Below are 11,417 nucleotides of genomic sequence, written 5' to 3'. Positions count from 1 at the left end.
ATGAGCACCGACCTCCCACCCGCCGACCGCCGCGCCGTCGACCCGCACCGAGGGCAATTCGGGCAGCTCTCGGAACTGCCGGCAGATCAGCCGATCACGATGCTCAACCTGCTCAGGTTCCGAGACGAGGCCGACTACTCGCAGGCAGCGGAATTGGCTCCGCAACAGCCGATCTCCGGCGAAGATGCCTACCGAATCTATGGACGGGCGGCGACGCCGCACCTCGAAAAGGCCGGGGCAGAGGTCGTGTTCCACGGCGACTGCGGGCCGACGGTGATCGGGCCGGTCGACGAGCAGTGGGACTCGATCCTGCTGGTTCGGTACCCGAATCCGGCGGCGTTCCGCCAGATGGTCACCGACCCGGAATACCAATCGTTGGCGCGGCATCGCACGGCCGCGATCGCCGATTCGCGGCGCGTCGCGACGACTGTCTGATCTAGAGCAATACGCCGGGGTTGAGGATGCCCTGCGGGTCCAGCGCACGCTTGATGGTCGCCGTGAGATCCATGACGTCGGGGCCGACCTGATCGGGCAGCCAGTTCTTCTTGAGTCTGCCGACGCCGTGCTCGCCGGTGATGGTGCCGCCCAGCGAGATCGCCAGATCCATGATCTGACCGAAGGCTCGCTGGGCGCGGGCCGCCTCGTCGGTGTCTGCCGGGTCGAAGACGATCAGCGGATGGGTGTTGCCGTCGCCGGCGTGCGCGATCACCGAGATCAGCACCCGGTTGTCTGCCGCGATCGCCCCGACACCGTCGATCAGCGCGGGCAACTGCGGCAACGGCACCCCGACATCTTCGAGCAGGAGCGACCCGATCTTCTCGACCGCGGGTATCGCCGCCCGCCGAGCTGCGGTGAAGGCCTCACCCTCCTGCGGGTCGTCGGTGGCGAACACCTCGCTCGCGCCGTGCGCCTCGAACGCCTGCGAGATGATCTCGACCTCCGCCGCACCGGCCGGCCCGGGCGCGTCCGACTGGGCCACCAGCAGCGCGCCCGCGTCCCGATCGAGGCCCATCCGCAGCATGTCCTCGACGGCATTGATGGAGACCGAGTCCATGAACTCGAGCATCGCGGGGCGGATCTGCGACGTGATCGCGAGGACGGCCTGACTGGCCTCGTGCACTGACGCGAACGTCCCCACCACCGTGGACGCCGGAGCCTGCGGAGGCAGCAGCCGCAGCGTCACCTCGGTGATGATGCCGAGCAGTCCCTCGCTACCGACGAAGAGCTTGGTCAGCGACAGCCCGGCCGAGTCCTTCAACTGCATACCGCCGACGCGCACCGCACGTCCGTCGGCCAGCACCACCTGTAGGCCGAGCACGTAGTCGGTGGTCACGCCGTACTTCACGCAACACAACCCGCCCGCGTTGGTGGCGACGTTGCCGCCGATCGAGCAGATCTCGAACGACGACGGGTCCGGCGGATACCAGAGTCCGTGGGCAGCGGCCGCGGCCTTCACTTCCGAGTTGAACAGTCCTGGCTGCGTGACGGCGGTCCGGGTCGCGGTGTCGATGGTCAACTCGCGCATCTTCTCCGTGGAGATCATCACCGCGCCGTCGACGGCGGTCGAGCCGCCGGACAGACTCGTTCCCGCACCACGGGTGATGACCGGGATCTGGTGCTCGCCGCACCAGCGGACCGTGATCTGCACCTGCTCGGTGGTCGTCGGGCGGATCAGTGCGAGCGGTGTCCCGGCGTCGGGGTCCTGGGCACGATCCTGCCGGTATGCAGACAGGATGTCGGGATCGGTGACCACCATCCCGGGTGGCAATTCGGCTACCAGGGAATCCACGGTGATGACGTCGGCCATGGTCTCACTCTAAGGTGCGCGGGACGTCTCGCTCATGCGGCTCCGTGCAGTCCGCTCGGCAGACCTGTGCGTGGCCGCCTCGGTGCGTCGTCGGACAGTTCGTCGGCATTCGCGACCACGGTCGACGCAGAAGGTTCCCGGACCAGACCACCGGCCAGCGATCCACCAGCTCGGTGATCCCGGGGTGCTACGGCGGCCCGAACAGGCAGAATGGTTCGGGTGAGTGACTCCAACAGCGACACCATCGACGACTTCCGCATCATGCGGAGGGAGTCGGATCGACATCGGGCCGCCTTCCGGCTGACCCCCATCAGCGGATAGCCGAACCGGAAATCTCGTGGCCACCGCCGAGCACCGTGCCGTATCACCGCGACCCGACAGTTCTGACGCCGTGTTCGGGCCGGGCGATGTGTTGGCCGGCTACACCATCGACGCACTCCTCGGCAGCGGCAGCAGCGCCGAGGTCTATCGGGCGCACCGCGGCAGCGGCACCGACCCGATCGCACTCAAGGTGTTGCACACCAGGCCGAGCGACCGTCAACGGGTCCGCGAGAGATTCGATCGCGAGTTCACCATTGCCTCCCGACTCCCGCACCCGAACATCGTCCGCATGTACGCCCGCGGCGAGATCGATTCGACCACAGGCATCGAGACAAGCAGTTGCGTAACCGTTCTGTGGACGGCGATGCAGTTCGTCGAGGGTATGCCGGCGACCGAACTGATCGTCCACCGTCCCGCCGAACCGGACATCACGGCGATCACCCAGATCGGTGGACAGATCGCCGACGCCCTCGACTTCGCCCATGCGATGGAGGTCCTGCACCGGGACGTCAAGCCCGCCAACATCATGGTGTCCCGGCCCTCCGGCCGGGTCCACGCGGTGCTGACCGATTTCGGCATCGCCCAGCTGCTCGACGATGCCCGCCCGCTGGCACGCAACGGCAGAGTCCAGGGATCGATCGCCTACGCGGCACCCGAATTGCTGACTGCTCAACGCCTTTCGCCGGCAACCGATCTCTACGCGTTGGCCGCCAGCCTGTTCGAGCTACTGACCGGCGATCCGCCGTTCAAACGCGCCACGGCGTTTGCCGTCACCTATGCTCATCTCCACGATCCGATCCCGCGGTTGACCAGCGCACGTCCGTGGTTGCCGTCGGCACTCAATTCCGTGTTCGCCAAGGCACTGGCCAAGGATCCCCAGGACCGGTACGAGACCTGCACGCAGTTCACCGACATCGTCGCACGAGCACTACGGGACGTCCCGGTGCCGGAATCGCCCCGACGGCGCCGGTGGCCGTGGTCTCGGAATGCGGTTGCGGACGGGTGAACAGGTAGGGGTGATCTCGATACGGCGCCTCGCTTCGCTCGGGCCTACTCGATCAGCGGGGGGCGGGCGGCTTCGCTCGGGCCTACTCGATCAGCGTGGGGCGACGAGGTTCAGGCGGGTTGGCCCTCGATCCTGTACACCCGCATGGCGTTGTCCCGGAACACCTTCCGTAGTACGTAGTCGCCACCTTGCGGTTCGAGCAGGTCGATGAGCGCACCGACCACCATGTCGAGTGCCGTGTTGGGTTTGTCGATCGGGAAGTTGGAGCCGAAGATCAGGCGGTCGGCGCCGAAATGCGCAAAGGCATGTTCGACCAGCGGGCCGACCATCTCGGCAAGCGTGCCGCGACTGCCGATGTTTCCCCACCTCTCCCGGCCGTACCCGAGCACCGGCAATCCGAGGCCGGACAACTTGACCACCACGTTGGGGCATCCGGCGAGAGTGGTCATCCGCTCCCGCCACAGGCGGAGGATGTCTGCACGGGCGCCGGCCGTCGCGCCGGTCCGCGCTCCCACCGGTCCGAACACACCGACCGGCGATCCGAGATGGTCGACCACGATGGTCGCCTCCGGATACTCCCGCGCGAGCGTCACCACGTCATAGAGCTGATGCGAGTAGACGAAAGCGTCGAACACCAGACCCCGTTCGGCCACCTCGGCGAAACCACGCAAGAACGACGTCGACGCGAGAATCCCGTCGGCGTCCGCGCCGTTGCGGATGCGTGGATCGGGGTGCCGGGTGGTGATCCAGCGGACGCCGCGCAGACGGTCGGTGAGCGCCGCGTGCTCGTCGAGCAATTCCGCGAACATCTCGGCGCGCGGGTCGGCGTGCGCCACGATCGCCCCGAGGTTGGGCGATTGGCCGACCCCGAACGGCAGGCCGGTGACATATCGGGTCTCCTCCACGGCCGACCGTCCCGCCGGGCTGTCGGTGCGGCCGGCGGCCTCGTCACGTCGCCAATGCGACTCCATGTGCACCACGGTCTCCACCCGGACCCCGGCCACGGTGCGAACGGCGGACGCATCGGCGAGGTACTGCAAGGGCTCGTACACGCGCGCGACGGTGCTCGGTGTGAGCACGTATTCGCGGTCGGCCTGCGACACCACCATCGGGAAGACACGATCGCCCAGGGCGGGGAGAAAACTGTAGAGCCGCGACATCCGGTTCGCCGCCCACGGAGTACTCCGCGGATTCCACTGGTGCAGATGGGCATCGACTATGCCCGGCACGACGCCATCGAGCGAGCTCACACCACTGAGCCTGCCACACGCTGTGCGCGCCCGAGATCGAATGATGGATCGTCAGTGCTCGTCGAACGACCGCTAGGGTGATTAGTCTTGGGCGGAAAATCCGCGGTACCGGTACAGGGAGGTGACCCACGACGTGCCCAACCACTCACGGCACACGCTCCATCAGCTACGCACGCTGATCGCCCGCGACCCCGACCGATTCTCCGCGAACGTCTACACCAGGATGTTCGCCATCGACCCCGACCTGCGTGAACTGTTTCCCGCGGTGATGGCCGGGCAGCGCGACGCCTTCTATCGCGTCATCGACCACGTCCTCGACGTGGTGCCACGCCCCGACGGACACAACGAGCTGATCGAATTTCTCGCCCAGTTGGGTCGCGACCACCGCAAGTTCGGCGTGCGACCAGAGCATTACGGCATCATCTACCAGGCTCTCGTCGCCGAGTTCGCATCGGTGCTGGGTGAGTACTGGGACGACGAATCCGCTCAGACGGTCACCCAGGCGATGATGCTGACGACCGGCGTGATGCGCGGCGCCGCCGAGACGGCCCCACATCCGGCGTTGTGGTCGGCCGAGGTGGTGGAGAAGTTCCGGATCACCCGCGACCTCGCGGTGGTCCGACTGATCACGCGTGCACCACTGCGCTTCGCGGTCGGGCAGTACCTGGAGGTGCAGATCCCCCAGCGTCCCAGGGTGTGGCGGAATCTGTCTCCAGCCATTCCACCGAACCCGGCCGGTGAACTCGAGTTCCATGTGCGCGCGGTGCCCGGCGGCACGGTCAGCGCCGCGATCGTCGGCGAGACCCGCAGCGGCGACACCTGGTATTTCGCACAAGGGCACGGGACCCTGCACGTCGAGCGTGACCAGAAAGTACTCATGGTCGCCGGCGGCACCGGCCTCGCGCCGCTGCGAGCGCTGCTGATCGAGATGTCGAAGCGCGCCGACTCGCCACAGACCCACATCTTCTACGGGATGCGTCATCCCGGTGAGCTCTATGATCTCGCGGTGCTACGTCGCATCGCGACCACCAATCCGTGGCTGACCGTCACCGCGGTCTCGGAGGAGACCACCGACCCATGGTGGATCACCTCGACGACGACGCCGGAGACCCTTGGTATCGAGCACATCATCGGGACGCTCGGTGACGCGGTTGCGCGGAGCGGGCCCTGGGACGACCGCCAGGTCCTCATCGCGGGTTCGGCTCAGATGATCGAGGCGACACGACGACGCCTGTTGGTCGCGGGTGTGCGAGCGAGTCGGATCCAGCACGACCCCGTGATCTGAACACCACCATCCGGCGCTGACGACCCCGCGCGATCTACTGGCCGGTCAACCCCTGCCGGTTCTGCGGCGCCCATCTGTTCGCCGACGCCTCGCCGCCACCGGCGTACTCGGTCTTCGTCGTGGTCTCGGTCTCGGTCTCCGTCTCGGTGACCGTGGTCGGGTCCGACGCCGACTCCGTGGCAGTCGTGGTCCGGGTGACCGTTTGCCGATCCCGGGTCACCGTAGTCGTCTCGACGGCGGTCTCGGTCTCGGTCTGCGGCTGCGCCGTCGAGGTGACGGTCACTGTCGACGGCGCCGCTGTGACGGTCGTCGTGGGTGGCGCCTCTTCCTCGGCTGCGTCGACGCCGGCGAACACCGCCGATGCGGCGATCGCACCGAGCACCAGTGCACCGGCCATCGCCGCCCCGATCAGCCACCAGCGACGGTTCGACGAACCGCGCGTCACCGCTCCGGGTCGCAGCGCGAGGATCGCGGCGCCGACAGCAGGCGCCAGGGCCGGCTGCTCGGCGGCTGCCACCGGCCGAGCCAGTGCGTAACCCAACGCGGACACCGCGCCCGGCACGTCGGCGCCGGGTCCGGTGCACAGCACCGACGACACCGATGATCCGCCCGGTGCCGAGATCACGGCCTCGGCGACCGCGGTCGCGTGTGCGGGATCGGTCACGGGTCCCGGAGAACCGTAGGCGAACTCAGCGGTCCCGAGGACCTCGCCGGTCGCCGCGTCCAACGTCACCACGGATGAGCCGGGCGACGGGACCGCGGTCCGATCCAGGTCGACGACGGCGATGATGCCGCGGACTCCGGCGGCACCCCGCGCCACCTCGGCGAGGGCGGCGGGCACATCGGTGACCGCGACCTTGTCGTACCAGCCCGGTCGTGACGTGTCGGGAGAGAGATTCGCTTGCAGATAGCTCTGGGTGGCCGGGCGCGCGCAGGCGATACCGATCCGGTCGATCTCGTAGGGCACCGAGTCGACGAGTTCGTGAATGGCGGTTTCCGCGCTCTGCGCGGACGGGTCGGCGAGGTCGACCAGATTGCTCGCGACGATCTCGCCCTCGGCACCACGCACCACGGAGACGATGTGATCCTCGATGACCGAGATCCCGAGGACCGAACCGGTCGAGGTCGAGCCGCCCTGCGTGCGGGTGCTCTGTGTCTCGGCCATGTCCTGTCCTGTCTCCGGCGTCGTTCTCCGGAGTCAGGGTAGCGGGTGGTTCCCGGCGGTCATCAGTCGGCGTTGCGCTTGCGGCGCGGCTGCCAGACGACCAGAGCGCTGGTGCGCGGAACGGGCACGAGTTCGCCGCTGCGGCGGTGTGGAACGTTGTCCACCTCCGCTTGCAGTTCCCGAACCCGCTGTTGCAGAGCGTCCACCTGATTGCTCAGGTCGATGATCCGCTTGATCCCCGCCAGGTTCACACCCTCCTCCTGGGAGAGCCGTTGGATCTCCCGGAGCAGTTCGACGTCCCGGGCCGAGTACCTACGACCGCCGCCGCTGGTGCGTTGCGGCGTGACCAGACCGAGGCGGTCGTAGGTGCGTAGCGTCTGGGCGTGCATGCCGGCGAGTTCGGCGGCGACCGAGATCATGAAGGTCGCGCCGGCCTCGCTCTCGAACTTGCCGACCATCGTCATCGCCCCCACCCGGCACGCGGATCGAAGCCACCGGCCTTCTCTGCCTCGGCATACTTGCGCATGGCCTCCACGGCGGCGTCGTCGAGCGTCGGCGGGACCGCGACCTTCACGGTGACCAGCAGATCACCCGCGCCGCCGGACCGCTTCGGCACTCCCCGACCACGGACCCGCAGCGTGCGGCCGTCGGTCGTGTTGGCCGGGATCTTCACACCGACCGTGCCGTCGAGGGTCGGCACCGACACCGTGGCACCCAGAATCAGCTCGGAGATGCTCACGGGCAGTTGAACTTTGAGGTCGTTACCGCTACGGGTGAAGACCTTGTCCGACTGCACGTGAACCACCACGTACAGGTCTCCCGACGGGGCTCCGCGCCGCCCAGCCTCCCCTTGACCGGCGAGCCGGATCCGCTGTCCGTCCTCGACACCCGCAGGGATGCGCACGTTGATGGTCCGGGCACGAACCTTCACGCCGGAACCGTCGCAGTCGGTGCAGGGGTCGTCGATGCGCGAGCCCGTGCCCTGGCAATCCTGGCAGGGTTCGCTGAATCCGAATGCCCCCTGGTTGCGGCTCACGAATCCGGAACCGTTGCAGTTCGGGCAGACTCGTGGGCTGGTGCCGGGCTTTGCCCCGCTGCCGTGACACGTCGTGCACGGTGACGGGCTGGTCACCCGGAGCGGAACGGTGGTGCCCTGTGCCGCATCCTTGAAGCTCAGAGTCGTCTCGGTCTCGAGATCGTTGCCGCGCTTCGGACGCGACGCTGTGGACGTCCGCTGTCCGCGATTGAACAAGCCCTCGAAGAGGTCGCCGAATCCGCCTCCCGCGTCGGCGGTGTTACCGCCGTTGCCGAACAGGTCGCCGATGTTGAAGTCGGCGCCGCCCGTCGTCGTCGTATAGGTGGTGCCGCCGCCCGGGAAACCGCCGGGAAAGCCGTTGCCCCCGCCGCGGAATCGCCCACCGGCGAACATCGCGCGGGTCTCGTCGTACTCTTTGCGCTTCTCGGCATCGGACAGCACGCTGTGGGCTTCGGACACCCGCTTGAAGCGTTCCTCGGCTGCCGCATCGCCCGGGTTGGCATCCGGGTGCAACTCGCGTGCGAGCTTGCGGTAGGCCTTCTTGATCTCTTCAGCCGAAGCGTCAGAAGCAACGCCCAGGTCCTTGTAGAAGTCGTGTTCCAACCACTCACGTTGTGGAGCCACCAGACGTCACCTCCTTCGTTATGTCAATTGTCTGGATGAAGTTGTCTCCCACTCCCTGAGGAGCGAGCGCACCTGCTCCCTGAGGCGCGAGCTCGCCAGCGTCACCCGCTCCCTGAGGAGCGAGGTGGTCGCTGACGCTCGTCGCACCTCAGGGAGCGAAAAGGGTGCGCTTATTGTGCACCAGTCTGTTCGGCCGCATCGCTCGGTGCCGCGACCGGATCGGTGACTGTGACCATCGCGTGACGAATCACCTTCTCACCAAGCCGGTATCCGGTGCGATAGACGGCGCCGATCACCGGTTCTGCTCCTTCACCGTCGTGCTGGACGGCCTCGTGCAGATCCGGGTCGAACACGTCGCCCGGCTCACCGAACCTGGTGAGCCCCTCGCCCGACAGTGCGGCCACGAGCTTGTCGGCCATCGATCGCATCGGCCCGTCCTCGAGGTCGCCGTGCTCACGTGCACGGTCGAGATCATCGAGGATCGGGAGCAGCTTCTCGATCAGCACCTGCTTGCCGTAGGCGACCGATCCCTGCTTCTCCTCCGCTGCACGCCGCCGGAAGTTGGCGAACTGAGCGCGTTCACGCTGCAGATCGGTGGTCAGTTCGGCGATACGGGCATCGACCTGATCGACCTCGGCCTCCGGCTCGGCGTCCGCGGACTGGCCCTCTCGCTGGTCTGCTGCCGGCTCGGCTTCCGCCGGGCCCGGCCCGGCGCCCGCCGCGTCGCGCACCTCACCCGTCTCGGGATCGATGCGACGACGGTCGGACACCGTGACCGGCTCGTCTGGATACGTGCCGTCCGGCTCGCCAGCGGTCACTTGTTGTCCCCGGAGGTTGAGGGCTCGTCGACAACCTCGGCGTCCACGACGTCGTTGTCGCCACCGGCGGCCTCACCTTCCGGCGCTTCACCGTTGGGCGACTCCGCAGCCGAGGCGGCGTAGATCGCCTGACCCATTTCCTGGGACTCGGCCGAGAGCTTCTCGATCGCCGACTTGATGGCGGCGATGTCGGTGCCCTTGAGGGACTCGTTGGCCTCGGCGATGGCCGCCTCGACCTTGTCCTTCACCTCACCGGGAACCTTGTCCTCGTTGTCCTTGAGGAACTTCTCGGTGTGGTTGACCAACGACTCGGCCTGGTTGCGGGTCTCGGCCTCTTCGCGCCGGGTCCGGTCCTCGTCGGCATGTGCCTCGGCATCCTTGATCATCCGGTCGATCTCGTCCTTGCTCAGGCCCGAGCCCTCCTGGATGCGGATGCTGTTCTCCTTGCCGGTGCCCTTGTCCTTCGCGGTGACGTGCACGATGCCGTTGGCATCGATGTCGAAGGTCACCTCGATCTGCGGGACACCCTGCGGCGCTGGAGCGATGCCGCCGAGCTCGAACGAACCGAGCAGCTTGTTGTGCGAGGCGATCTCACGCTCACCCTGGTAGACCTGGATCTGCACCGACGGCTGGTTGTCCTCGGCCGTGGTGTAGGTCTCCGACCGCTTGGTCGGGATGGTGGTGTTGCGCTCGATCAGCTTGTGCATCACGCCGCCCTTGGTCTCGATGCCGAGGCTCAGCGGGGTCACGTCGAGCAGCAGCACGTCCTTGACCTCGCCGCGCAGCACGCCGGCCTGCAGGGCAGCACCGACTGCGACGACCTCATCCGGGTTGACGCCCTTGTTGGGCTCCTGACCACCGGTGAGTTCCTTGACCAGTTCGGTCACCGCCGGCATACGGGTCGACCCGCCGACGAGAACCACGTGATCGATGTCGCCCACGGCGATACCGGCGTCCTTGATGACCGCCTGGAACGGCGAACGGGTGCGCTCGAGCAGATCCGAGGTGATCTTCTGGAACTCGCTGCGGCTCAACTGCTCGTCGAGGAACAGCGGGTTCTTCTCGGCGTCGACGGTGATGTACGGCAGGTTGATCGAGGTGCTCTGCGAGGCGGAGAGTTCGATCTTCGCCTTCTCGGCGGCCTCACGCAGCCGCTGCATCGCCATCTTGTCCTTGGTCAGGTCGATGCCGTTCTGGCTCTTGAACTTCTCGACGAGCGAGTCGACGATGCGCTGATCCCAGTCGTCGCCACCGAGGTGGTTGTCGCCGGAGGTCGCGCGGACCTCGACGACACCGTCGCCGATCTCGAGCAGCGAGACGTCGAACGTACCGCCACCGAGGTCGAAGACCAGGATGGTCTGTTCTTTCTCACCCTTGTCGAGTCCGTAGGCCAACGCCGCCGCAGTGGGCTCGTTGACGATGCGCAGCACGTTGAGTCCGGCGATCTGGCCGGCTTCCTTGGTGGCCTGACGCTGTGAGTCGTTGAAGTACGCGGGGACGGTGATCACCGCGTCGGTGACGTCCTCGCCGAGGTAGGACTCGGCGTCGCGCTTGAGCTTCATCAGCGTGCGTGCGCTGATCTCCTGCGGGGTGTACTTCTTGTCGTCGATGTCGACGGTCCAGTCACCCTCGCCCATGTGGCGCTTGACCGAACGGATGGTGCGGTCGACGTTGGTGACCGCCTGGTTCTTCGCCGGCTGCCCGACCAACACCTCGCCGTTGCGCGCGAATGCGACCACCGACGGGGTCGTCCGTGAGCCTTCGGCGTTGGCGATGACGGCGGCCTCGCCGCCTTCGAGCACGGAGACCACCGAGTTGGTGGTGCCGAGATCGATTCCAACTGCACGAGACATGTGTTCTCCTCCTAGTTCATGGGTTGCACCCAAGTACGTGGCCGGGCCCGAGCCGTTTGCTGCACGAACCGCGGATGTTTCGTCGAGACCCGCGTCGGAACCCGAACTTCAGTGCATCCGACTCATGTCCTACTGAACAAATTCGTCGGAGTCAACCTGGGTTGAGCCCCTCGGACTCAGGTCTCTCGAAATGGTCAACGGGACCACCTGCCGGAATGTTCCCGGATGAGGCGAAAAACTTGAGTGCGGTTG

General features: G+C 66.9%; 10 protein-coding genes. 3 read left to right on the top strand and 7 right to left on the bottom strand.

Annotated features, from left to right (window positions below; genetic code table 11):
• Positions 1 to 435, top strand: a complete 435-nt coding sequence (locus tag GTV32_RS18840) for a DUF1330 domain-containing protein (RefSeq protein WP_161061601.1) — start codon at positions 1 to 3, stop codon at positions 433 to 435.
• Between the two features lies 1 nt (position 436).
• On the opposite strand, the gene GTV32_RS18835 is transcribed toward GTV32_RS18840, so the two are convergent.
• Positions 437 to 1,807, bottom strand: a complete 1,371-nt coding sequence (locus GTV32_RS18835; protein WP_202421842.1) for an FAD-linked oxidase C-terminal domain-containing protein — start codon at positions 1,805 to 1,807, stop codon at positions 437 to 439.
• Between the two features lie 391 nt (positions 1,808 to 2,198).
• Here GTV32_RS18835 and GTV32_RS18830 point away from each other — a divergent pair, with 391 nt between their 5' ends.
• Entirely contained in the window at positions 2,199 to 3,134 is a 936-nt protein-coding gene (locus tag GTV32_RS18830; protein WP_161062632.1) for a serine/threonine-protein kinase, read from the top strand.
• Between the two features lie 110 nt (positions 3,135 to 3,244).
• Here the strand turns inward: GTV32_RS18830 and GTV32_RS18825 are convergent, their stop codons facing one another.
• Entirely contained in the window at positions 3,245 to 4,384 is a 1,140-nt protein-coding gene (locus tag GTV32_RS18825; RefSeq protein ID WP_161061600.1) for an amidohydrolase family protein, read from the bottom strand.
• Between the two features lie 133 nt (positions 4,385 to 4,517).
• Here GTV32_RS18825 and GTV32_RS18820 point away from each other — a divergent pair, with 133 nt between their 5' ends.
• Positions 4,518 to 5,669 carry an FAD-binding oxidoreductase gene (locus GTV32_RS18820; protein ID WP_161061599.1) on the top strand — a complete coding sequence of 384 codons (1,152 nt, stop codon included), beginning with the start codon at positions 4,518 to 4,520 and terminating at the stop codon, positions 5,667 to 5,669.
• Positions 5,670 to 5,703: 34 nt separating this feature from the next.
• Here GTV32_RS18820 and GTV32_RS18815 read toward each other — a convergent pair whose 3' ends face one another.
• The 5 genes from GTV32_RS18815 to dnaK all read right to left on the bottom strand — a co-directional run bounded on the left by GTV32_RS18815 (position 5,704) and on the right by dnaK (position 11,165).
• Entirely contained in the window at positions 5,704 to 6,834 is a 1,131-nt protein-coding gene (locus GTV32_RS18815; protein ID WP_237421588.1) for a hypothetical protein, read from the bottom strand.
• 62 nt (positions 6,835 to 6,896) lie between these two features.
• Complete coding sequence (locus tag GTV32_RS18810) at positions 6,897 to 7,292, bottom strand: helix-turn-helix transcriptional regulator (RefSeq protein ID WP_161062631.1); 396 nt, start codon at positions 7,290 to 7,292, stop codon at positions 6,897 to 6,899.
• A 2-nt stretch (positions 7,293 to 7,294) separates the two neighbouring features.
• Complete coding sequence (gene dnaJ / locus GTV32_RS18805) at positions 7,295 to 8,494, bottom strand: molecular chaperone DnaJ (protein ID WP_161061598.1); 1,200 nt, start codon at positions 8,492 to 8,494, stop codon at positions 7,295 to 7,297.
• Positions 8,495 to 8,664: 170 nt separating this feature from the next.
• The gene (gene grpE, locus GTV32_RS18800; protein ID WP_161061597.1) at positions 8,665 to 9,312 is read right to left on the bottom strand and encodes a nucleotide exchange factor GrpE; all 648 of its coding nucleotides are present in this window, start codon (positions 9,310 to 9,312) and stop codon (positions 8,665 to 8,667) included.
• Positions 9,309 to 11,165 carry a molecular chaperone DnaK gene (dnaK, locus tag GTV32_RS18795; RefSeq protein ID WP_161061596.1) on the bottom strand — a complete coding sequence of 619 codons (1,857 nt, stop codon included), beginning with the start codon at positions 11,163 to 11,165 and terminating at the stop codon, positions 9,309 to 9,311. The genes grpE and dnaK overlap by 4 nt, the downstream gene beginning before the upstream one ends.
• Positions 11,166 to 11,417 lie beyond the last annotated feature (252 nt).

Source organism: Gordonia sp. SID5947, assembly GCF_009862785.1.
Classification (GTDB): Bacteria; Actinomycetota; Actinomycetes; order Mycobacteriales; family Mycobacteriaceae; genus Gordonia.
The sequence above is the reverse complement of the archived record's forward strand: the minus strand, read 5'-3'. Positions and strand labels throughout refer to the sequence as shown.

What these genes read in the sequence shown, in the direction of transcription:
- GTV32_RS18840 (WP_161061601.1), top strand. Translation starts at nt 1, where the DNA reads ATGAGCACCGACCTCCCACCCGCCGACCGCCGCGCCGTCGACCCGCAC.
- dnaK (WP_161061596.1), bottom strand. Translation starts at nt 11,165, where the DNA reads ATGTCTCGTGCAGTTGGAATCGATCTCGGCACCACCAACTCGGTGGTC.
- GTV32_RS18815 (WP_237421588.1), bottom strand. Translation starts at nt 6,834, where the DNA reads ATGGCCGAGACACAGAGCACCCGCACGCAGGGCGGCTCGACCTCGACC.
- GTV32_RS18835 (WP_202421842.1), bottom strand. Translation starts at nt 1,807, where the DNA reads ATGGCCGACGTCATCACCGTGGATTCCCTGGTAGCCGAATTGCCACCC.
- GTV32_RS18810 (WP_161062631.1), bottom strand. Translation starts at nt 7,292, where the DNA reads ATGGTCGGCAAGTTCGAGAGCGAGGCCGGCGCGACCTTCATGATCTCG.